This window comes from Bacillus sp. EB V-12 (genome assembly GCF_056158125.1).
In genome coordinates this window covers 1053369-1075846 of the sequence record NZ_JBUXJL010000001.1, presented here as the reverse complement: position 1 = coordinate 1075846, position 22478 = coordinate 1053369, and the positions used below count along the sequence as shown (strand labels likewise).

The following is a 22478-nucleotide window of genomic DNA, read 5'->3' as shown; positions in this document are numbered from 1 at the left end:
CAAGCAGGATTTTTTATAATCATATAGAAGCTTCTCTTACATTACATATTTTTTACAATTGTAACACAAATGAAATTTGAATTTTCAGTATTTCTTAATTATGATTTTAATTAGAGGCTTTCCATCTAGTTTCCACATCCTTGATTTCGGAATAAACGCCGTCTCGTACTGCGTTTACATTATATTTTCAAGGGGGTTATACAATGAGTCAACTAGCTGTAAATCTTCATGAAAAGGTAGAAAAGTTTCTTCAAGGTACAAAAAAGTTATATGTGAATGGATCTTTCATTGAAAGCGCTTCCGGAAAAACATTTAAAACACCTAACCCAGCAACTGGTGAAACACTTGCCGTCGTTTCTGAAGCTGGTCGCGAAGATATTCATAAAGCTGTAGTCGCAGCTCGTATGGCTTTTGACGAAGGTCCTTGGTCTCGTATGAGCACTGCTGAGCGAAGCCGTCTCATGTACAAGTTAGCTGATTTAATGGATGAACATAAAGAAGAGCTTGCACAGCTCGAAACATTAGATAACGGAAAGCCAATCCGTGAAACAATGGCAGCAGACATACCACTTGCAATTGAGCATATGCGCTATTACGCTGGTTGGGCTACGAAAATCGTTGGTCAAACAATTCCTGTTTCCGGTGATTACTTTAACTATACACGCCATGAAGCTGTTGGTGTCGTTGGTCAAATTATCCCTTGGAACTTCCCGCTTCTTATGGCAATGTGGAAAATGGGAGCAGCGCTTGCTACAGGATGTACAATCGTTTTAAAACCTGCAGAACAAACTCCACTATCTGCTCTATACTTAGCTGAATTAATTGAAGAAGCTGGATTCCCGAAAGGTGTTATTAATATCGTACCTGGATTCGGTGAATCGGCTGGACAAGCTCTCGTTAATCATCCACTCGTTGACAAAATTGCATTTACCGGTTCTACTCCTGTCGGTAAACAAATTATGCGACAAGCATCCGAAACATTAAAACGCGTTACACTTGAATTAGGCGGTAAATCACCAAATATCATATTGCCAGATGCTGATTTATCTCGCGCGATTCCTGGTGCACTTTCTGGTGTTATGTTTAACCAAGGACAAGTATGCTCTGCTGGATCACGCTTATTTGTTCCGAAGAAAATGTATGATAATGTCATGGCTGATCTCGTCCTCTATTCTAAAAAACTAAATCAAGGTGTCGGTCTTAACCCTGAAACAACAATTGGCCCTCTCGTTTCCGAAGAACAACAAAAACGTGTAATGGGCTACATTGAAAAAGGGATTGAAGAAGGCGCTGAAGTACTTTGCGGAGGAAGTAATCCATTCGATCAAGGCTACTTCGTTTCTCCTACAGTATTCGCTGACGTAAATGATGAAATGACGATCGCAAAAGAAGAAATTTTCGGTCCAGTTATTTCTGCAATACCGTTTAACGATATTGACGAAGTAATTGAACGTGCAAATAAATCACAATTCGGCTTAGCGGCTGGTGTGTGGACAGAAAATGTTAAAACAGCACACTATGTTGCAAGTAAAGTACGTGCAGGTACAGTATGGGTAAACTGTTATAACGTCTTTGATGCAGCATCTCCATTTGGAGGATTTAAACAATCTGGTCTTGGCCGTGAAATGGGATCTTACGCATTAAATAACTATACAGAAGTAAAGAGCGTTTGGCTTAACTTAAATTAATGAGAAAGAACCTGACCTACCTGGTCAGGTTCTTTTCATTATGTATTCCTTTAAACTTGCAGTCCTCCGCTCACATTTAATACTTCACCTGTAATATAAGATGCGTATTCTGATGCTAAAAAGGCTGCTGCGTTCGCAATATCTTCTGGCGTTCCAATTCTACCAACTGGAATAGCGCCAACCATCTTTTCTTTCACTTTATCTGGTATCGTTTTGGTCATATCTGTATCCATAAACCCCGGACAAATCGCATTACAAGTAATACCGAAACTTCCAACTTCTTTCGCTGCTGTTTTCGTTAATCCTACAACTCCTGCCTTTGTAGCCGCATAATTTGCTTGACCTATGTTTCCTTCTCTACTAATTGAAGATATATTAATAATGCGTCCATACCCTTGTTGTCTCATGTAAAGAAGCGCGGGTTGCATACAATAAAAAACTCCAGTTAAATTCACTTGTAATACTTGTTCCCAGGCAGACTTCTCCATTTTATGTAACATTGCGTCTCTTGTAATTCCAGCATTATTCACCAAAATATGTAACGTACCAAATTTTTGAACCGCATATTCAATTAACGACTTTGCTTCATTTTGATTACTCACATCACATCGATATGAGCACACTTCATATCCTTCATCTGATAACTCACGTGTCGTTTTTTGTAGATTCTCTTCATTTACATCGCTAATTAATACTTTCGCCCCTAGTTTTGCATAAACCCTTGCAATCTCTTTTCCAATTCCCTGTGCAGCTCCTGTTACAACAGCTGTTTTCCCATTTAAAAACTCCATTCCTATCCCCCATTTCTATTACTTATACTGTATATTTCGGCTCCTTGCTTTCCAATTCCTCTTTGTATAAAAAAGTCTATTTGTGTCAAACTAACTTTGCAACGTCGCATAAACGCAAGGAGATTGTGTCGAATGAACAAAAAGAATTTCAAACAAAGCAAAGCAACGGATGGCATTGATGTTGAGTTCTCTCGCGAACTCGCTGACCACAATGACTTAGAAGCAAACGCACGTGCAAATGCCGCTGATGCACGTCAAAAGCGCCAATCAACCGAAAAATAAGGTACATCACAACCTTATTCTTTTCAAAAGGGACCTACTACCCAACAAAATAAACCGAGAGACATCTCTCGGTTTATTTTCTATATTTTTTTGCATAATGAGCCAAAGTAAGCAACGGATATATATGAGCATAACTATGATAACGAATATAAAACCCACCTGGTAAACCTGTTCCAGTAGGATATTTTTCATTTATATAAGAGTTGGAGAGCAAATATGAAATACCTTTTCGAATAACTGGTGTTTCTTTATCATAGTAAGAAATGAGGGCATCTAACGCCCATGCTGTTTGGGATGGTGTACTAAATGGCAAAGTAACAAATCTTTTTTCCACACTACTTTGGCAAGATTCTCCCCAGCCACCATCTTCATGCTGTATATGTTCAAGCCATAAAGCTGCTCGTTTCACTGATGGATCGCTAGATGGTATTCCTAGTGACCGTAAACCAGTCAACACTGCCCACGTACCATATATATAACAAATTCCCCATTTCCCATACCACGATCCATTTTCCTCTTGTACATTCATTAACCAATTTATCGCACTTTGTTTTTGTTTCTCGGGCAATTCATTTTGCGTATACGTTCCGAAAAATTCTAATACTCTTCCTGTAATATCTGGTGTAGAAGGATCTGTAATCATATCACTTGCATTTTCGATTGGTAAATTTGCTAATATACGGCTCGTTACCCCTTTTTCAAAAGCCCCCCAACCACCATCATTATTTTGCAATCCTTTAACCCAATTAACCGCTCGCTTCCAAGCAGTGTCTACATTTTCGTTCCCTCTACTTCGCGCCAATGCTCTTAACGCAGCAGTTGTATCATCAATATCTGGAATCGTCGTATTCACATCCGAAAAGCCCCAACCACCTGGGAAGAGATCCGGTGCATGTACACTCCAATCTACTTTCTTTGTTTGCTGTTTTCTTAGTAAATACGCTGATGCATTTTGAATCACTTTACTTGCTTTCGGAACTTGAGCTTCTTGCAAAGCATAACTGAGTAAAGCTGTATCCCATATAGTTGATGGAGAGTTTTGCAAATGGCTCCCTCTCTCCATCTTCCATATATAAGATGTGATTCCCGTTATAGCTTTTTGAATAATTGGTGAGTGAATAGAATGTCCTAATGCAAGTAAAGCATAAATCATATAAAACGAGGCAGTTGCGTAACTATATAATGTTCCATTTTCATCAATACGCTCTTTCATAAAACGTTCTACTTCCTCATATCCTTTATGATGCAAAGAAAGTGGATACGTTATAATTTTCTTCACGTCACTTACTAACGTTTGAAAAACTGGAGACCGATCCTCCCGAAACCATTCTCCGCCCCCGCCTGCAATATGATTTAAATTTGGCAATAACTTTTTCCCTACTCGAAATCTTTTATTTAAACACAACATCATCGGAATTAAATGAATACGTGCTGAGCTACTCAGTTCAAAAATACTGAGAGGGGAATCATTCTGCAGAAACATAATTGGTGTTGGCAAATGAAAGAGAGAAGGATATTCATATTCTCCATGAATCGCTAATAAAAACTTCGTCATAAAATGAGCACGCGCTACCCCACCGCGCTCATTTATAAACATTTCCGCTCGCTTCATATTCGCATCTTCTTTTGTATATTTTTCCGATGCAAGTAAGGCAGCATAAGATTGAATTGTAGCAGATAAATTACCACCCATTTCATCTTCATACAATTTCCATGTTCCTTCATTTGTTTGAAGTGATGCTAATCTTTTTACAAACGGTTCTATCTCTTTATCTCTACCTAATAATTTTAATAAAAAAATCATATGACAATCTGTTAGTGGCGCTCCTTCAAAACAAAACTGCCACGTACCATCTTGCCGTTGCATTGTTTGAAGTGCAGTTGTTCTTCTCGCTATTTCTTCATGCACTTTTTCATATAATAACAAGTTACTCACCCACCCTTTCGAAATCCGTATAACGATATTCAAAAAGGTAGCTGAATATGTATAAAAACAAAGAAAAGCAGAACATATAAAATGTTCCGCTCATAAACAATATCCTACTCCGACAATAATCCCTAATAAAGCACCAACTACTACTTCATACGGTGTATGCCCAACAAGTTCATTTAACTTCTTATATTCTGTTTGTCTACCGTGAAAAAACTCATTCAATATTTTTGCTTGTTTACTTACTGCAAGCCTTACTCCTGAAGCATCATACATAACAATAATGGCAAAAATAGTAGCAACCGCAAACATCGAGCTTTCCACACCTTCTACTACCCCAACTCCTGTAGCAAGTGCTGTAACAGTTGAAGCATGAGAACTCGGCATCCCACCTGAAGCGAAAAACTTTGCAAAATCAAATTCACCCGTTTTGACTAATTTAAAGACTACTTTCGTTAATTGTGCTAAAAACCATGAAATTACAGCGGCCATAAGCGGATCATTATGTAAAATTGTTTCCACGTTCTCAGCTCCCTACTAGCTATGATGGAAATCCTATATAGTATCAGTATAAAGAAAAATGCGTAGAAAATACTACGCATTATGATACTTTTGCTGATTTATTTTTTATAAATTTCGGTTGTTTCTGCACTAAAAACTTTGTCTTCGCTACCGAGAATACAAATAAAGCAACCCATATACAGAAAAATGCAATCATATGTGTAGATGTGAAATGTTCACCAAATACAAATACACCTAAAATTAAGCTAATTGTTGGCGCAATATATTGTAAAAATCCCACCATATAAAGCGGAATAAGTTGTGCTCCTTTTGCAAAATAAAATAGTGGTAATGCCGTTACAATACCTGCTCCTATTAAAAGTAACGTTGATAACATTGAAATAGATCCAAATGAGCCGAAACCATGTGCTCCTGTCATAACAAGATAAATGATTGCAAACGGCGTCACTAACATCGTTTCCATCGTAAGTCCAATTGTGGCATCATAGTTTAACAGTTTTTTCGTTAATCCGTATAATCCAAATGAAAAGGCAAGTGAAAGAGAAACCCACGGAATAGATCCGAAACGTACTGTTAAAATGACAACCCCTACTCCTGCTAAACCAACTGCAACATATTGCCAAAAGTTTAACTTTTCCTTTAAAACGACTGTACCAAGTAAAATACTAATAAGCGGATTAATATAATAGCCAAGACTCGCTTCAATAACATGATTATGATTAACGGCCCATATGTAAACAAACCAGTTTCCGCTAATCAAGACTGAAGCTATTGTTAATGACATTAATAATTTAGGTCGTTTAAAAAGATTCACAAATTCCCCAATAAACTGGCGAAACCTCTTCGTAACACCTAATACAAGTAACATAAAAACAAATGCCCAAACGATGCGGTGTGCTAATATTTCATCTGCTGGAACTTCCTCAACCCATTTCCAATAAATCGGTAGAATTCCCCACATCGTATAAGCACCAGCCGCATATAGTATCCCTTTTTTTTGCTCTGCTGATTGACTCCCCATCTTCCTTTTTCTCCTCTTCTCATTTTTTCTCCATTATACGGTCTCACATGCTCACTTTACCAATAATCAATCTGCATTTCTTTCGACATTTCTCATACAACGAATAATAAACATACCGTTATTACAACAAGTAACGGTATGCCGAAAACAAATTTCTTTTTATGAGTTTTATGATGAAACATATACATACCGATCCAAGCTCCAACTGCTCCCCCAGCTGCCGCTGATAAAAACAGCGTACTTTCTGGCGTTCTCCACTGTTTCTTCTTTGCTTTTCGTTTATCAAGCCCCATAAGGCTAAAAGCTATAACGTTAATAATAAGAAAATAAATCCATTTCATCGCTTTCTCTCCTTATGAAAAATTCGCTTAATGGTAACACGAAAAAACACCGGAAACAACTGAAGAACTCTTTTTATCAAACTAGGTTCATTCCTTTTTCTTAATTAGTTACCTTCATATTTACAAAACCAACTAAAATCGCAATTAAAGCATTTAAATAGAAAAATGTTATGAGCAGAATCTTATATTTCATTACATTCACCCACTACCATATCATCAAAAAAACTGCTCTCAATCACTTTCTCCTCAAAATGAAGAACTACAATTAGCCCTACATATAAAGAAACCAAATTTAGAAACCATTCCCCATTCTCATCTTTCTTAGCTAAGCATTTAAATATCTCTTGAAATTGCATACGCTCGTCTGCAGCAATAATCGGACGTACACCAAAATATTTCAATACAAGATTCAGCTTCAGCTGTACGGATAATGATAAAATATATTTTAATAGCTTCGTGTACTCTGCACTATCTTTTTGACTATACAACTTCACAAGCTTTGGATGTAAATTCGAAATCGATAATTCCTCGTCAGTCACTCTAGTTACTTCTATCGTTTCAATCATCTTTTTCATATCCATCACATTCACCCCTTCTGAAAAAATTCTAAAGCCAAAGAGTACTTAATTCAAAATGTACAACAATTGTGCGTTTCTCGTCTCTCGTTCTTCCTCACTGACTAAATCATACTTTTTTAGGAGGTGAAAAACATCATTTAATAATTTCTGCGAATGAATACCTTGCAAAAAACTCTTTAACTCTTTAAAGATCCCTTCAGGTAAAAAATTCTTTTGACTTTCAAGCTTATTCATCACATCTTCAATAGAATGATCAATGTTACATGCCATACTAAACTTCCCCCTCTATCCTCTATAAATAATATCCTCAGCTAACGATGTAAACACTTCTCCAACAAGAGAATCTTCATCATATACAGATGAACCATTATTTTCTTCACGTTTCGCAAAAGGTATTTTGGCAATTACTTCTGTTTGCAATTGTTCTGCAAGCATTTCGCCGCCGCCTTTTCCGAAGAGATAATTTTTCGATCCATCTTGTTCTTCATAATAAGCCATATTTTCCACAATACCTAAAATCTCATGCTTCGTATGTTTTGCCATTACACCAACTCTTGAAGCAACGAATGAAGCTATATTGTGCGGAGTTGTAACAATTATTTCTTTCGCTTGCGGAATCATCGCTGCAACATCAATCGCAACATCTCCTGTACCTGGTGGTAAATCAAGTAATAAATAATCTAATTCTCCCCAGTGCGTATTCGCAAGGAAATTTTGAATCCATTTATTTAGCATCGGTCCGCGCCACATCACTGGGTTATTTCCTTCTGTAAAGAATCCCATCGACATGATTTTAACACCGTGACTAATGACTGGAATTGCCGTTTGATCAATCATCGTTGGTTTCTTATTCGTTTCCATCATAGCCGGAATACTAAAACCATATATATCTGCATCTAATATCCCCACTTTTTTGCCCATACGAGCTAGTGCAGTTGCAAGATTAATTGTCACCGTTGATTTTCCAACTCCGCCTTTTCCGCTCGTTACAGTAATAAAACGTACTCCTGAATCCGGGCGAAGCATGCTCGGCATACCAGTTTCTGTTCTAGTATTTCGCTTTAACTTCTCTGTTAAAGCTGCACGTTCTTCTTGTGTCATAGAACCAAATGTTACCTCCACTTTAGAGGCACCAATTGCGTGAAGCGATTCTTCAATATCTTGTTGAATTTTTGCTTTTAACGGACAACCTTGGATTGTTAGTACTACTTCAAGTTTAACCTCTGTTCCGTTCATTTGTATATTTCTAACCATATTTAATTCTACAACACTTTTGTGTAACTCTGGATCCTCTACATGTTTTAATGCATTCATTATTTGTTCTTGAGTAAGCATAGAACTCATCCCTTCTCTTATTCTAATTTATATACAACATTTTCTTGGCACTTCATCTGGTGAAAAAGCTTATTATCCCCCGCTAACGGGTGGGATTAATGCGACTATATCTCCGGCTTTTATCATCTCTTCATTCATTACAAACTCTTCATTAACAGCCACCATCACTTTATCCAGCGATTGTAAACAATAGCTGGCTTTGAGCCATTCTTTTAATTGCTGCACTGTCATTTCTTGCTTTTCTGAAATTACTAATCGATCCGATCCAACTTCCTCACGCAAATTTGCAAACAGTAAAATTGTAATCATTTTCTCATTCTTCCTTCTTTGGTTTTCCTTCTGGATAAGGTGTGTTTTCAAGTTGATCTCCAACCCACATCGTTCCATCTTCCCAAAATTCTTTTTTCCAAATTGGAACGATTCGTTTTATACGTTCAATCGCGTACTCATTCGCTTCATAAGCTACTTTACGATGCGGTGATGAAACTGCAATGACTACCGCAATATCCATTATTTCTAGCCGCCCTACACGGTGCGTAATTGCTACTTTTGCATCCAGCCATCTTTCACTAATTTCTTCACCAATTCTCATAAGTTGTTTTACTGCCATCGGTTTATATGCTTCATACTCTAAATGTAGCGTTCGTTTTCCTTTTGTTAATTCTCTCACCGTACCAATAAATGTTGTAATCGCACCTGCTTCCCTTCTTGCGACTTTATTCGTTACTTCTTCAACTAAAATCGGTTTATCTACAATCTCAAATAGCACTTGTCCCATTAAAACCACCTCTCACTTTATGAAATGTCCAAGGCCATTCACTACCTTCGTTATCTTCTAATAAAAGAACATCGACAAACATATCTTTTTTATATCCTCTTGTCCCGCCCGGCAATACGATAAACGCGTTGGATTCTGCCAATGAAGAAACTGAGCTAGATTTATCAAACCCTGATGGATAAGCGATTAATTTCCCCTCATCATATTGCAATTTTGCTCGTACAAATCTTGTAAATGGATTCGGTTTTAGAAAATCTTCTCCTAATAACGCTTTTTCTCTTTTTAAATGTACTTTTTCACTAAACATATACGTCCGAATACACGGTCTTACGAATAATTCAAACCCTACGTAACAAGCTGATGGATTCCCTGATAAACCAAATAATAACTTGCCATTTAATTGTGCTACAGTCGTAACACTTCCTGGTCGCATTGCAACTTTATTAAAAAGAACAGATGCACCTAACTTTTCGTAAATAGCTGGTAAATAATCATAATCTCCTACTGATACACCGCCCGTTGTAATTAACATATCTACTTGGCCAAGCGCTTCTTTCACAGCTGTAAAACACGTATTAAAATCATCACTAAACTTCCCAAAATATTTTACTCTGCCGCCCGCTCTTCGAATTTGAGACAATATCATATACGTATTACTGTTTCGGATTTTCCCTGGCTGTAATGAATCATCGACATCAAGCAATTCACTCCCAGTCGCTAACAGTCCAATTACAGGCTTTCTCGCAACTGGCACTTCACTATAACCGAATGTAGCAAGAAGAGCTGAAATACCTGGATTAATGTACGATCCTTTCTTTGCAAGAACCGTTCCTTTACGAGCATCTTCACCTTGAAAAGAAATATTGTCGCCCGTTTTGAATGATCGCTTCACTTCCATATAATTGTTGCCATTCTTCTCATATTGACGAGTCAGCTCTAACATAACAACCGCATCACACTCATTCGGAATTTGTGCTCCCGTCATAATTCGAACTGCTTGAAACGGACCTACTTTCTCATGGAATAGCGATCCTGCACCAATTTCACCCACTACTTCAAATACAATTGGCGTTTTATAACTTGCTAAATTAGTATCTTCTGCTCGAATAGCAAATCCGTCATACGGCGAACGATTAAATGACGGTACATCATGGTCAGCTACTAAATCCTCCGCTAATATACGTCCATAAGCTAATTCAATTGGTAATAGCTCCTTTAAGCCTTTATCAGCAAATCCCATCACTTTACGAACAGCTTCTTCAACCGTAATTGGCACTCTTCTTTCCATTGTTGACACCCTCTCTATTAACCGAATACGCGATAATATAGTTGTTTCGCTTTCGAAATATCATTTGTACCATGAATAAAAACACGACCATCTCGAAAAACAACCACGCGGTAATCATCGAATTGGCAAGATAGTAAATACGGATTCCGATCTACTTTTCCCAGTTTTTTTAATACTTTTTCTATATCATCAAAATTGTATTTCCTATTGTCTACTGTTCTAATTTGAACTGTATTTCTTCCGCATAAAACAGCTGCTTTCGTTTGATTTTCGTATGATAAATAAGGATAAGTTCGATTCAAACCGCATGAGAGACAAGCGTCTGTTTTTATTTTCCCTAATTTTATAAAATGATTTTGATTACTCCATATATCAAACATGAAAAATGTTTTTCTAATTGCTGAGAAATCTTCCACTAAAATTTTGAGCGCTTCTGCCACTTGATATGCTGCGACGATTTGAACAGTCGGGCTAATAATCCCAGCAGTATCACACGTCACACCTGTAACAGGGATATTTTTCAGCATACAATGTAAACACGGTGTCTCTTGCGGAATAATTATATAACTCATACCATATGATCCAACGCAAGAACCATATACCCACGGAATATTATGTTTTTGTGATAAATCATTTATTACAAATCGAATATCAAAATTATCTGTTGCATCAATGATTACATCTACATTTTTTAATAGACCTTCCATATTTTCTGAAGTTGCATCCATTACGAAAGCATGTATTTGTACTTCCGAATTAATTTGTTCTAGCCGATTTTTTGCAGCAATTGCTTTCGGCATTTTCTCTCTCGCATCTTGTTCAGAGTACAATTGTTGCCTTTGTAAATTACTCCATTCAACGTAGTCACGATCGATAATCGTCAACTTGCCAACACCTGCACGTACGAAACTTTCGGCACTTGCACTTCCTAATGCGCCTGCCCCTACAATTAACACATGTTTATTTCGAATTTTTTCTTGTCCTTTACTCCCAATTGGTTTGAACAACTGTTGTCGTGAATACCGATCAGCCATTACATACCCTTCCTCTCAAGATCTCTATTTCATATTAGAATGTTGTTTCTGATAACAAGCAAAGTAAGCAAAACCAACAAACCCAGCTCCTCCAATTACATTTCCGATAAAAACAGGAACAAAATTTTTAGCCAGATCCATCCACGTTAGATGACCAGCAAAAATAACAGCGGAAATGACAAACATATTTGCTACTACTTGCTGAAATCCAATCACTACAAATGCCATAATTGGAATCCAAATTCCGATGATTTTCCCGACAAAATCACTCGTCCCGTAAGCGAGCCAAAGAGCAAGACAAACGAGCCAATTACAACCAATTGCTAAAATCAAAGTTCTCCCAAATGATTCATGTAACTTCCCTTCCGCTATCGCTACCGTTTTATTTAAATACTCTCCCTCTGTTAATCCGCCAAGATGTCCAAAGCAATACGCAACGAAAATTGCTCCAATAAAGTTCATGAGAGTAATCCAAACCCAGTTATTCAGTACACTTATCAATGTAATTTTCTTTGCATAAAGCGCCATAGACAGTGACATCATATTTCCCGTAATTAATTCTCCTCCTGCTAATACTACGAGCATGAGTCCAACAGGAAATACTGCTCCTCCTAAAACATTCACTAGACTTCCCCAGCGCTCAGGTAAATTCCCTAAAACTCGAATGTTAAGTAAAAAACCTATCGCAATAAACGCTCCTCCTAAAAAACCGAGAATAAGCATCGCTGGCAATGTCTGTCTTACTTTTTGAACACCGGCCTCAATGACAAGCTCAGCAATTTGTTCCGGCTTATGAAATGCCATTACCCATTCCTCCATTTTCTCCAAATAAAAAAGCAGCTTCAAAAAACCTCCTCAAAATAAAGGTTTTTGAATGCTGCTTAATTTCTCTGCACATCTTTTACAGAGATATCAATCATCACTTTTACTATAAAATAGAAAATCCACAACTCTTGTAAATTTTCCATTTTTCACTATGACGCTAGCTTTATATATTAACCACCGATATGTGACATTTCAATTTTAGGTATTGTTTTCTTATTTGTATGATTTAAGCGTTCATCTGAATAACGATCTTCCCTATTATTCCATATATCGCGTACTACATCTGTAATGTCCTCATCTGTATGTTCAGAACGAAGCAATTCTCTTAAATCATTTCCTTTAGAAGCAAATAAGCAAGTATATAATTTTCCTTCTGCAGAAATACGAGCTCTCGTACATGATGAGCAAAAAGAATCTGTTACTGATGAAATAATACCTATTTCCTCATCGCTTCCTATATAACGATACCTAGTAGCCACTTCACCAGAATAATTTGCTTCTATCCGTTCTAACGGCATAACTTGATGAATCGTATCTACTATTTCTTGTTTAGAGACGACCTCTTTTAAATCCCAACCATTATAATTTCCAACATCCATATACTCAATAAAACGAAGAATATGCTTATTTTCCTTAAAATATTGCGCCATCTGCAAAATGTCCTGTTGGTTTTTTCCCTTTTGAACGACCATGTTTATTTTAATTTTCATTCCAACTTCAGCTGCAGCCTGTATTCCTTCCAGAACCCTTTGCACTTTGCTCCTATTACCATTTAAATAGAAAAACCGCTCTTCTTCTAAGGAATCTAAGCTAACTGTTACACGTGATAGTCCCGCCTTATATAAATCAGGAGCAAACTTTTTAAGTAACGATCCATTGGTTGTTAAACCGATATCTTCTACACCATCAATTTTATTAAGGCGCTCAATAAGCTTTGGAAGCCCTCTTCGAAGTAACGGTTCTCCGCCTGTAATCCGTAATTTTCTCACACCTAAAGAAACGAAAATACGTGTTATCCTTTCAATTTCATCAAAAGATAAAATTTTATCATTAGACAAAAACGAGTAATCAGGACCAAATATTTCTTCTGGCATACAATATCGGCAGCGAAAATTACAGCGATCAGTAACTGAAATACGTAAATCCTTTAACGGACGTTGCAACTTGTCTAATGTAACTGATTTCATCTTCATTGCCTCACTTTTATTTTATATTTAAAACACGTTCTGGATGGGTATATACATTTAAGGAGTGATTACGAATAAATCCTATTGTCGTAATACCTAAATCTTCCGCTAGTTGCAAAGCTAACTCAGTTGGAGCTGATTTTGATAGTATAATTTCACAACCGATTTTTGCAACTTTCAATAATATTTCCGAAGAAATACGACCACTAAAAACAATGATTTTATCTTTTATAGAAATATCGTTTCTTAAACAATAACCGTAAATTTTGTCTAGTGCATTATGCCTACCAATATCCATTCGGCTTAAAATAATACCATTAACATCACATAAAGCTGCATTATGAACCCCACCAGTACGATGAAACGTATCCGCAGATTGCTGCATTTCTTTCATTAACCGAAAACAATCATCGGCAGCAACCTGTACATGGACACCCTTCATTTTTTTTGCACTTAGTGCATCATTTGCAAAAACAAACCCTTGCCTACTCATACCACAACAAGACGTAATATAGCGTTTATTTTGCATTTGTTCATAATACGGATTTACTTTTGTCGTTGTTACATGCACAAATCCTTCTTTCTCCTGCACCCATACACTATCAATATCTTCATACTTCCGAATGATTCCTTCAGACGCCAAGAAGCCTATTACCATATCTTCTATATATTCTGGAGTACTAACCATTGTAACAAACTCCTGTCCGTTCATTTTAATGGTGACAGGAAACTCTGTTACAATGCTGTCCTCTATATGTTTAAATGCTCCTTGTTCATAACGAAAGATTTCTCTTTCTACCTGTATCGGTTTCACGATCAGTATCCTTCTCTCACGTTATATTTTTATCAAAAACAAATACAGAAACTGCAATATCTTCTTCTACTTTCATATCTGAAAACAAATTCACTAATTTCGCTCCAACAAGTTCCTCCAAATGTTCACGGGAATTCGCAGCATACACTTCTTGAATCATTTTCGTTCTAGCCATATGAACCATTTCCGCACCGTCCATCGTACTTGAAATAAATTTTTCAGTAGGTGTTAAGTTTCCATAAAGAGTCGCTATAGCCATATTTTCCGCAAAAACAGTATGAATTCGTTCTGGTCCTTTTCCGAAAAGTTCCTTTCGAAGTTTTCGTATCATATCATTAAATTCATGTACTTTTTTTGACATACAATTATACCTCCCAAAAGCCTCATTTTACTCTATTATATATTTTACCAAAATGAGCCTTCCGCCCAAACTATTTCCTACAAATATTTGGGCGGAAAGGTTCACTTCATGAAGTTTATTCGTCTTTTAACCCTTTCCCCATACCTTTTAAGAAATGAAGCCCAAACCCGATAGCACGGTTAATATCTGGGTCTTTCAATACTTTCATAAGATCGAATACCCCTACTTTTTTATTACTTTCTAGATGTTCATTACCTTCTTCTAGCCCGACTAATAAACTACCTATAAGCTTTTTCGTAAGTTCTGGGTCAAGTTCAGTTAACGCACCTGCAGCGCCCATCATATTATTAATTAAATTTGTAACAGGCTCACGAGTTACTTGACCTAGAACAATTTTCGCAATTGGTTCTTTCGCTTTTAGCATTGAATTTGCAGCTTCTAGCATTCCAATGTCATTTAATTCCCCTACTATATTAAACATCTGATTTAGAGCTTCTTCATTATTAGTTAGAAGCTCTTTTAAATCATCTAACTTTTGCTGTTTTATTTCTTCCTCAGTTAATTCTTGTTTTTGAATCATTTTTATAGGTGCAGCCATAGTTTTCTCCTCCTACTTATCCGTTAAATGCACATACCCTGGACGTGCCCACTTACGATGTACCTCAATTCCAGCTTGAGGGTGACGTTTTTTATTGCGTGGGTTCGCTTTTGGCATCGGATTTTCGCCATCAACTTCTAATACTTCCATACGTACTTTTGTTTGTTTATACGCAGGTGTATTCGTACGTACATCCACAGCAGGACCTGTTAAGAAATTAATTGCCGTTTCGTTATCTGTAGAGTTCATCGGTAAATATAACTCATTCGCTTTTACACGATCTGTAACGAGTGCACGTAATTTTAATGCTCCAAAAGGAGAGACAAGACGAACTAACGAACCTGTTTTTACGCCACGTTCTTTTGCAAGGTCTGGAGAGATTTCAACGAAAACACCAGGTACTTTCGTTTGAATACCTGTTGATTTATTTGTCATATTCCCTTCATGGAAATGCTCAAGCATACGACCGTTGTTAATGTGAAGGTCAAACTCAGCTGGAAATTCAGCTGGACGTACCCAGTCAGCAATCGCAAAACGAGCTTTTTTATCTGGGAAGTTAAATCCGTCTTGGAACAGAAGTGGTGTATTCGTTCCATCAAAACTTCCCCAATGGAAACTGTTCCATCCTTCAAGCACTTCATAGTTCGCTTGCGAGAACAATGGTGATAAACTTGCCATCTCAGCAAAGATTTCACTTGGGTGGCTATAATTCCAGTTTGCACCTAGTTTATTCGCAACTTCCTGGACGATCCACCAGTCTGGTTTCGCATCTCCTAGCGTAGGAAGAACTTGATATAATCTTTGGACACGGCGCTCTGTATTTGTGAAAGTACCTTCTTTCTCAAGAGATGGCGCTGCTGGTAATACAACATCTGCATATTGAGCAGTTTTAGAAAGGAAAACATCTTGCACAACGAAGAAATCAAGGCTCGATAACACTTCATGTACATGATTTGCATTAGAATCTACAAGAGCCATATCTTCTCCTACAAGATACATTGCTTTCATTTTTCCTTCGTCAATTGCGTGAAGCATTTCGATATTATTAAGACCTGGTTCACTATCAATTTTCACTCCGTAAGCAGTTTCAAATTTCGCACGTTCCATTTCGTTAGTAACGTGCTGATATCCTGGAAGCCATCCTGGTAAAGTCCCCATATCACAAGCACCTTGTACGTTATTGTGGCCTCGAAGTGGGTATGCACCTGCTCCTGGACGACGATAGTTCCCTGTTGCAAGAAGTAAGTTTGAAATTGCAGCGGAAGTATCAGAACCACCTGTATTTTGCGTTACCCCCATACCCCAAAGGATACATGTACCATCTGCATCACGAATCATTTCAGCCATTTGAATAAGTGTTTCTTTTGAAATGCCTGTTACTTCTTCTGCATATTCAAGTGTATATTCCTCTAGGCTTTCTTTGAAATCTTCAAAGAAGTTTACATTCTCATTAATGAATTCCTGATCATGCCAACCTTGATCGATCATATATTTCGTAACAGCCATTAACCAAACTTGATCTGTTCCTTGTTTTGGACTAATAAAGACATCTGATCGCTCTGCCATTTCGGTTTTACGAAGATCAGCTACAATTAACTTTTGTCCGTGTAATTTATGTGCACGTTTAATACGTGTAGCTAGAACAGGATGACCTTCTGTCGGATTACATCCTACAATAATAACAAGACCAGATTGCGCAATATCTTTAATCGTTCCGGCATCACCGCCCATACCAATTGTACGGAACAAACCATCCGTTGCTGGTGATTGGCAATAACGTGAGCAGTTATCAATATTATTCGTTCCAAATACTTGTCGAGCTAATTTTTGAATTACATAATTGTCTTCATTTGTAATTTTAGAGGAAGAAATGAATCCGATAGAACCTTTACCGTACTCTTCTTTAATAGCGCCTAATTTATTTGCAACTACATTCAGTGCTTCTTCCCATGTAGATTCAACAAACGTTCCATTTTTACGAATTAAAGGTTTTGTTATTCGTTCTTTAGAATTTACGAAATCCCAACCAAATTTCCCTTTTACACAAGTGGAAATTGCGTTAACTGGTGCATCTGAAGATGGCTGTACTTTAAGAATTTTACGCCCCCTCGTCCACACTTCAAACGAACAACCTACACCACAAAATGTACATACTGTTTTCGTTTTCTTCGTACGAGTATCACGCATGGCCGCTTCCACTTCTGATACCGCAAAAATACCGCTATATCCAGGCTCAACTTCTTTAATTAAATCTACCATCGGTTCAAGAATATCTGGTTTTAATCCCGTCATAAATCCAGCTTCACCGAGCATCGTTTTCTCCATTAAAGCGTTACAAGGACAAATCGTTACACATTGACCACAGCTAACGCATGAAGAATCATTAATATTTACTCCTTCATCCCAAATAACTCGTGGGCGTTCCGCTTCCCAGTCTATCGATAACGTTTCATTTACTTGTAAGTTTTGACACACCTCAACGCATTGACCGCATGCAATACATTGATTAGGATCATAGCGATAAAACGGATGCGTCATATCAACTTCACTTACATCTACTTTCGGTTCATACGGATATTTTTGATGTTCAATTTCCATTAATTCTGCTGTATTATGCAGTTTACAGTTCCCATTGTTGTTGTCACATACTGTACAGTATAATAAATGATTTTCTAGTAACCGATCCATCGCCTCTGTTTGTGCTTCTTTTGCGCGAACAGAAGCACGTTCAATGTTCATACCTTCCATCACTACTGTCGAACAAGATCGCATTAACTTTCCGTCAACTTCTACAATACAAGTGTCACATGTTTGAATAGGATCTACTTCTGGCACGTAACAAATTTGCGGATGTTCAATCCCGTTCTCATTAATAACACCCAATATCGTTGAACCGGGCTCCGCTGTATACTTTTTTCCGTCAATTGTAATATGAACCATGTTGTTATTCATGGTCTTTCCCCCTTTTTGAGAATAAAAAAACTCCACCACGAAAATATACGCACCGCATTTCGGCACGTTATTATCATGGTGGAGTAGTTTATTAGCACATCTTGCTAAAATACCAATCCATTTATTCATAAATAAAACGATAGAGTCATAACAGGTCATATCACGATTCCATCTTTAACACTATAATTATAGCGTTAAAGTTAAAAATATACAATATAAAATTTAAACTACGCATATGTCAGCTTGTAACTATCCATAATAACCCATATAAAGTGAAACTTTAATCAGTGGGGGGTTTTCTTCATCCCCCACTGATCATCAGCCCTCACCAATCGAGATAAAACATAACAAGGAGTAAGCGAACAAATGGGGTCTTTTAATAAATGGATTCGTGGTGAAAAATCTTTTTCTACCCAAGAGCAAGCTGATTACGCATTAAATAAATCTATCTCTTCTTCCCTTTCCCTTAATTTAAAGCACTTGTCCAAAATGTTTAGCGGTATTCCAGAATTAATAACACGCACTTTTCCATTAAAAAACGGACAGGAAGCTGCACTTATATATATGGAAGGACTTGTAGACAAAACTGTTATTAACGTAAACATTCTTCGTCCTCTCTTATTTAAAGAGTGGAATGAAGACGATTTTTGGGAAGCATCTGTTTCTATCGGAAATATTAAAAAAGTTCAACAGTGGACAGACATTGAACAATCTCTTTTACACGGCAAAAGTATTTTATTTATAAACGGACAACTATCCACTTTAGAGCTTGATACGCAAGCGGCACCAAAAAGGAGCATTGAAGAACCTACAACAGAGAGCTCCATAAAAAGCTCACACGAAGGATTTAATGAAGTAGCGAGCGACAGCCTTGCACTTATTCGTCGATATATTCCAAATCGCGAATTGAAAGTGAAGGAATTCACTGTTGGTGAACGAGCTACTTCAAAGGTTTTTTTGCTTTATCTAGCAGATGTTGCGAACGAAAATGTCGTAAAAGAAATGGCATCCCGTATCGAGTCAGTAAAAGTTGATGCGATTCTTACTACTGGTGAATTAGAGGGGTTTGTTGAAGATAATTCCTTTACTCTCTTTCCGCAATTATCAATAACTGAACGCCCTGACACAACAGCACATCATATTCTAGATGGGCGAATTGCCGTTGTTGTAGATCGCTCACCAGGCGTATTAATAGGACCTATGACCTTTTCATCCTTTTTTCAGACGATAGATGATTACAGCTTCAGACCCATGATTCCATCTTTTATACGACTTCTTCGTTTCACTGGGCTATTTATTGCAATATTTGCTCCTGCTCTTTATATTGCTATGATTTCCTTCCATTATGAAGTGATTCCGCTCAAATTGTTGTTAACGATTGGAGAATCTCGAGCCAAAATTCCTTTTCCCCCCATATTAGAAGCTTTATTAATGGAATTAGTTCTCGAAATGCTCCGAGAAGCAGCGATTCGGCTTCCTGGGCCTGTTGGACAAACAATCGGCGTCGTAGGAGGAATTGTAATTGGACAAGCTGCCGTTCAAGCTGGGATTGTTAGTAACGTTATGGTTATCGTCGTATCAATTACTGCGGTTGCCTCCTTCATTATTCCTAACTTAGAAATGTCAGCAGGAATTCGACTTCTTCGATTCCCAATGATGATAGCCGCCTCTTTATTTGGCGTCATTGGAATTATGGTTGGGATGGCAATCATTATTATTCATATACTTTCTATGGAATCTCTCGGTGTTCCTTATGGTAGTCCTTTTTCTCCGTTATTTGCTTCGGATTTAAAAGATACCCTTGTACGTTTCCCATGGAAAATTATGAAGAAACGACCACTATCTCTACAATTAAAACAAGATAACCGGCAAAGAGATGTTGAGGAAAAGGAGGATAATAAGTGACAAAACGTGCAAAGAGGGAGATTAGTTTATTTCAATACATTTTAACGATTAGTGGTGTTCAAGTAGGATTCGGTGTCCTTACACTTCCGCGTGAAGTTGCACAAGGGGCAAATACAGATGGCTGGATGTCTATTATTATTGGATGTGCTCTCACTACTTTAGTCAGTTTATGTATTGTGAAAATTATGGAAAATCATCCTGGATATACTTTACTCGATGTGCTGACTCGTTATCTTGGGGAGTGGCTAGGAAGAGTAGGAATGATTTTTTGGATTTTATATGCTGTCCTTGCAGCTATTTCCTTAATTTTTTCCCTCTTATACGTTATTCACATTTGGATTTTACCTAGAACTCCAATGTTTTTAATTATGATTTTACTATCTATTCCAATGTTAATGCTAGCATGTAAAGGCGTTCTTATTATAAGTCGCTATGCTGTTTTCACTGTATTTTTCACACTATGGATGCCTTTTCTATTGTTTATTCCGCTTAAAGATGGGCATTGGATTTATCTTCTTCCTCTTCTTAAAGAAGGCTGGATACCAGTTTTAAACACAGTAAAATCAACTATCATTGCGTTTCTCGGATTTGAGTTTGCATTTGTCCTTTATCCTTATCTCAGTAATAAATCATCTGCAAAAAAAGGAATTGTTCTTGCAAATTTGATTACGCTATTTATTTATCTTCAAGTCACGTTTGTCTCTTTTGTTTATTTTAGTCCAGATGGTATAACAAAGTTTTTATGGCCGACTCTTTCTCTTGTTACACCATTTCACTTCTCATTTCTTGAGCGATTTGAAATTATCTTTTTGTCATTTTATCTCTTTATTATTTTTGATTCCTGTATTCCTTATATTTTCACTGCTTCAGATGGAATTAATCAATTACTTAACAAAAAAAGCAGTTCATTACCTATTTATGTTTTATTATTCGGGTGTATTTTCATCTTATTCTTTTATATCCCTTCCTCTTACCAAATAAGTTCGTTGCGAGAATTTTGGGGAACTGCAAGTTATTTTATCGTTTTTCTATTCCCAGTCGTATTTCTCTTATACATGACACTTTATCAGCATTGGAAAAGGAGAAGAGTTTAGATGAGGCGCTTTATTCATTTCACTATACTTTACTTTCTCATAACCTTTTTAACAGGCTGTGGAGATCGCCTCGACTTAGAAAAACAATCGATTTCATTAATTTACGGCTTTGACGCAAAAGCAAAAGGAAAATTAATTGTGTACCACGTAAATCCTATTTTTAATGAAGACGTAGAAAAAAAGTACGAAACACATGAAGCGAAAGTACGTACACCTCGAGAAGCAAAAGCAACGTTTAATAGTTCAAGTGGCGGTTTAGTATCTACAGAAAAGTTACAGCTCATTTTATTTAGCACAAATTTTTTAAAACAAGAAGGGGCTATGCCTTACCTTGATGTTTGGTATCGTGATCCTAAAAACACTGGAAACATGCGCATGGTTGCAGTAGACGGTCCAATTTCTTCAGTTATATATAATAACTTTAAAGATAAGCCTGCCCTTCCCGAGTATTTAACAGATTTAATTAACACGAACAAACTGTACAATCGGACCGTTTTTACGACATTCCATGAATTTCACAGGCAAACGTTTAATAAAGGTATAACACCTGCTATTTCAGAAATAAAAAAAGGTAAAAAGGATGTTATCGTTACTGGTTCCGCGCTATTAACTTCTCGCGGAATTTATAAAATGTCATTAAATCGTTATGAAAGCGCCCTTCTTCTTTTGTTACAAAAGAAAGCGAATACACCGGTTTCGCTTACATTGAAAATCCCTTCTACTTCAGTTGAAAGTAATAGTGATTTAAAAGATACCGATGGCGGCGATTTCGTAACAATAAATGTTCTTAGCATGAATCGTGATATCCATACAGACTATAGCGATAACCACTTCAAATTTAATGTTAAAATGGATTTAAAAATTGCTGTCTCTGAACTTACATTCAATATGGATATAGACAAAGATAGAAAGAAATTAACTTCTCTTATTACAAAACAACTAAACAAAGATTTGAACGATTTAATCCACAACATTCAAAAACAGCAACTTGATCCATTCGGATTTGGTGATTATGCGAGAGCGTTTCAATATAAAGAATGGAAACAAGTCGAAGATGATTGGCCGAGTGCCTTTTCAAAAGCTAATGTGAAAGTGGCACCAACTATTAAAATTTTAGAAAATGGGATTATTAAATAGAAAAAACACGCTACTTG

Annotated in this window: 23 protein-coding genes; 5 read left to right on the top strand and 18 right to left on the bottom strand. The window is 37.0% G+C overall.

What is annotated here, in order from left to right:
• Nucleotides 1-203: 203 nt before the first annotated feature.
• Nucleotides 204-1688: an aldehyde dehydrogenase DhaS gene (dhaS, locus tag ACZDYH_RS05630; RefSeq protein WP_000080274.1), complete on the top strand. Its 1485-nt coding sequence runs from the start codon at nt 204-206 to the stop codon at nt 1686-1688.
• Nucleotides 1689-1738: 50 nt separating this feature from the next.
• On the opposite strand, the gene fabG is transcribed toward dhaS, so the two are convergent.
• Entirely contained in the window at nt 1739-2479 is a 741-nt protein-coding gene (fabG, locus tag ACZDYH_RS05625) for a 3-oxoacyl-ACP reductase FabG (RefSeq protein ID WP_000395038.1), read from the bottom strand.
• A 132-nt stretch (nt 2480-2611) separates the two neighbouring features.
• On the opposite strand from fabG, the gene ACZDYH_RS05620 reads away from it, so the two are divergent.
• Nucleotides 2612-2761 carry a YfhD family protein gene (locus ACZDYH_RS05620; RefSeq protein WP_001035815.1) on the top strand — a complete coding sequence of 50 codons (150 nt, stop codon included), beginning with the start codon at nt 2612-2614 and terminating at the stop codon, nt 2759-2761.
• A gap of 73 nt (nt 2762-2834) precedes the next feature.
• Here ACZDYH_RS05620 and ACZDYH_RS05615 read toward each other — a convergent pair whose 3' ends face one another.
• The 17 genes from ACZDYH_RS05615 to fdhF form a co-directional block, all read right to left on the bottom strand.
• Nucleotides 2835-4688, bottom strand: a complete 1854-nt coding sequence (locus ACZDYH_RS05615; protein WP_434712522.1) for a terpene cyclase/mutase family protein — start codon at nt 4686-4688, stop codon at nt 2835-2837.
• A gap of 99 nt (nt 4689-4787) precedes the next feature.
• Nucleotides 4788-5213, bottom strand: a complete 426-nt coding sequence (locus tag ACZDYH_RS05610) for a divergent PAP2 family protein (RefSeq protein WP_000447822.1) — start codon at nt 5211-5213, stop codon at nt 4788-4790.
• A gap of 79 nt (nt 5214-5292) precedes the next feature.
• A complete protein-coding gene (rarD, locus tag ACZDYH_RS05605; RefSeq protein ID WP_000535541.1) occupies nt 5293-6234 on the bottom strand; it encodes an EamA family transporter RarD in 942 nt (313 codons plus the stop codon).
• 92 nt (nt 6235-6326) lie between these two features.
• Nucleotides 6327-6575 (bottom strand): DUF1294 domain-containing protein, encoded by a 249-nt coding sequence (locus ACZDYH_RS05600; protein WP_000871349.1) that lies wholly within the window; start codon nt 6573-6575, stop codon nt 6327-6329.
• Between the two features lie 182 nt (nt 6576-6757).
• Nucleotides 6758-7156 (bottom strand): hypothetical protein, encoded by a 399-nt coding sequence (locus tag ACZDYH_RS05595; RefSeq protein ID WP_044306928.1) that lies wholly within the window; start codon nt 7154-7156, stop codon nt 6758-6760.
• Nucleotides 7157-7198: 42 nt separating this feature from the next.
• Nucleotides 7199-7423: a hypothetical protein gene (locus tag ACZDYH_RS05590; protein WP_000752375.1), complete on the bottom strand. Its 225-nt coding sequence runs from the start codon at nt 7421-7423 to the stop codon at nt 7199-7201.
• 15 nt (nt 7424-7438) lie between these two features.
• Nucleotides 7439-8488: a P-loop NTPase gene (locus ACZDYH_RS05585; protein ID WP_000957508.1), complete on the bottom strand. Its 1050-nt coding sequence runs from the start codon at nt 8486-8488 to the stop codon at nt 7439-7441.
• 72 nt (nt 8489-8560) lie between these two features.
• Nucleotides 8561-8797: a molybdopterin converting factor subunit 1 gene (gene moaD / locus ACZDYH_RS05580; protein WP_000628500.1), complete on the bottom strand. Its 237-nt coding sequence runs from the start codon at nt 8795-8797 to the stop codon at nt 8561-8563.
• A 4-nt stretch (nt 8798-8801) separates the two neighbouring features.
• Entirely contained in the window at nt 8802-9266 is a 465-nt protein-coding gene (gene moaE, locus ACZDYH_RS05575) for a molybdopterin synthase catalytic subunit MoaE (RefSeq protein WP_000531881.1), read from the bottom strand.
• Nucleotides 9247-10554 (bottom strand): molybdopterin molybdotransferase MoeA, encoded by a 1308-nt coding sequence (locus tag ACZDYH_RS05570; RefSeq protein ID WP_434712526.1) that lies wholly within the window; start codon nt 10552-10554, stop codon nt 9247-9249. Before ACZDYH_RS05570 ends, moaE begins: the two co-directional genes overlap by 20 nt.
• 17 nt (nt 10555-10571) lie before the next feature.
• Nucleotides 10572-11588, bottom strand: coding sequence for a molybdopterin-synthase adenylyltransferase MoeB (locus ACZDYH_RS05565; RefSeq protein ID WP_000785260.1), 1017 nt, complete (start codon nt 11586-11588; stop codon nt 10572-10574).
• A 24-nt stretch (nt 11589-11612) separates the two neighbouring features.
• Nucleotides 11613-12392: a formate channel gene (locus ACZDYH_RS05560; RefSeq protein ID WP_000863998.1), complete on the bottom strand. Its 780-nt coding sequence runs from the start codon at nt 12390-12392 to the stop codon at nt 11613-11615.
• A gap of 191 nt (nt 12393-12583) precedes the next feature.
• A complete protein-coding gene (moaA, locus tag ACZDYH_RS05555; protein WP_000844127.1) occupies nt 12584-13600 on the bottom strand; it encodes a GTP 3',8-cyclase MoaA in 1017 nt (338 codons plus the stop codon).
• A gap of 16 nt (nt 13601-13616) precedes the next feature.
• A complete protein-coding gene (gene fdhD, locus ACZDYH_RS05550; RefSeq protein WP_000802688.1) occupies nt 13617-14414 on the bottom strand; it encodes a formate dehydrogenase accessory sulfurtransferase FdhD in 798 nt (265 codons plus the stop codon).
• A gap of 16 nt (nt 14415-14430) precedes the next feature.
• Nucleotides 14431-14775 carry a Na-translocating system protein MpsC family protein gene (locus ACZDYH_RS05545; protein ID WP_000039582.1) on the bottom strand — a complete coding sequence of 115 codons (345 nt, stop codon included), beginning with the start codon at nt 14773-14775 and terminating at the stop codon, nt 14431-14433.
• Between the two features lie 115 nt (nt 14776-14890).
• Complete coding sequence (locus ACZDYH_RS05540; protein WP_000729897.1) at nt 14891-15373, bottom strand: helical membrane plugin domain-containing protein; 483 nt, start codon at nt 15371-15373, stop codon at nt 14891-14893.
• Nucleotides 15374-15385: 12 nt separating this feature from the next.
• Nucleotides 15386-18325, bottom strand: a complete 2940-nt coding sequence (gene fdhF, locus ACZDYH_RS05535; RefSeq protein WP_061113613.1) for a formate dehydrogenase subunit alpha — start codon at nt 18323-18325, stop codon at nt 15386-15388.
• A gap of 366 nt (nt 18326-18691) precedes the next feature.
• On the opposite strand from fdhF, the gene ACZDYH_RS05530 reads away from it, so the two are divergent.
• From ACZDYH_RS05530 to gerSC, 3 genes are read left to right on the top strand one after another with little or no spacing between them, the layout of a single operon-like run.
• Complete coding sequence (locus tag ACZDYH_RS05530) at nt 18692-20230, top strand: spore germination protein (protein ID WP_000534516.1); 1539 nt, start codon at nt 18692-18694, stop codon at nt 20228-20230.
• The gene (locus tag ACZDYH_RS05525) at nt 20227-21324 is read left to right on the top strand and encodes an endospore germination permease (protein WP_000166518.1); all 1098 of its coding nucleotides are present in this window, start codon (nt 20227-20229) and stop codon (nt 21322-21324) included. Before ACZDYH_RS05530 ends, ACZDYH_RS05525 begins: the two co-directional genes overlap by 4 nt.
• On the top strand, nt 21325-22461 hold the full coding sequence (gene gerSC, locus ACZDYH_RS05520; RefSeq protein WP_001252217.1) for a spore germination protein GerSC: 1137 nt from the start codon (nt 21325-21327) through the stop codon (nt 22459-22461).
• The last annotated feature ends 17 nt before the right edge of the window (nt 22462-22478 follow it).

Coding starts and splice junctions, on each gene's coding strand:
- dhaS (WP_000080274.1), top strand. CDS start 204: ATGAGTCAACTAGCTGTAAATCTTCATGAAAAGGTAGAAAAGTTTCTT.
- fabG (WP_000395038.1), bottom strand. CDS start 2,479: ATGGAGTTTTTAAATGGGAAAACAGCTGTTGTAACAGGAGCTGCACAG.
- ACZDYH_RS05620 (WP_001035815.1), top strand. CDS start 2,612: ATGAACAAAAAGAATTTCAAACAAAGCAAAGCAACGGATGGCATTGAT.
- rarD (WP_000535541.1), bottom strand. CDS start 6,234: ATGGGGAGTCAATCAGCAGAGCAAAAAAAAGGGATACTATATGCGGCT.
- ACZDYH_RS05600 (WP_000871349.1), bottom strand. CDS start 6,575: ATGAAATGGATTTATTTTCTTATTATTAACGTTATAGCTTTTAGCCTT.
- ACZDYH_RS05595 (WP_044306928.1), bottom strand. CDS start 7,156: ATGGATATGAAAAAGATGATTGAAACGATAGAAGTAACTAGAGTGACT.
- ACZDYH_RS05590 (WP_000752375.1), bottom strand. CDS start 7,423: ATGGCATGTAACATTGATCATTCTATTGAAGATGTGATGAATAAGCTT.
- ACZDYH_RS05585 (WP_000957508.1), bottom strand. CDS start 8,488: ATGCTTACTCAAGAACAAATAATGAATGCATTAAAACATGTAGAGGAT.
- moaD (WP_000628500.1), bottom strand. CDS start 8,797: ATGATTACAATTTTACTGTTTGCAAATTTGCGTGAGGAAGTTGGATCG.
- moaE (WP_000531881.1), bottom strand. CDS start 9,266: ATGGGACAAGTGCTATTTGAGATTGTAGATAAACCGATTTTAGTTGAA.
- ACZDYH_RS05570 (WP_434712526.1), bottom strand. CDS start 10,554: ATGGAAAGAAGAGTGCCAATTACGGTTGAAGAAGCTGTTCGTAAAGTG.
- ACZDYH_RS05565 (WP_000785260.1), bottom strand. CDS start 11,588: ATGGCTGATCGGTATTCACGACAACAGTTGTTCAAACCAATTGGGAGT.
- ACZDYH_RS05560 (WP_000863998.1), bottom strand. CDS start 12,392: ATGGCATTTCATAAGCCGGAACAAATTGCTGAGCTTGTCATTGAGGCC.
- moaA (WP_000844127.1), bottom strand. CDS start 13,600: ATGAAATCAGTTACATTAGACAAGTTGCAACGTCCGTTAAAGGATTTA.
- ACZDYH_RS05545 (WP_000039582.1), bottom strand. CDS start 14,775: ATGTCAAAAAAAGTACATGAATTTAATGATATGATACGAAAACTTCGA.
- ACZDYH_RS05540 (WP_000729897.1), bottom strand. CDS start 15,373: ATGGCTGCACCTATAAAAATGATTCAAAAACAAGAATTAACTGAGGAA.
- fdhF (WP_061113613.1), bottom strand. CDS start 18,325: ATGAATAACAACATGGTTCATATTACAATTGACGGAAAAAAGTATACA.
- ACZDYH_RS05530 (WP_000534516.1), top strand. CDS start 18,692: ATGGGGTCTTTTAATAAATGGATTCGTGGTGAAAAATCTTTTTCTACC.
- gerSC (WP_001252217.1), top strand. CDS start 21,325: ATGAGGCGCTTTATTCATTTCACTATACTTTACTTTCTCATAACCTTT.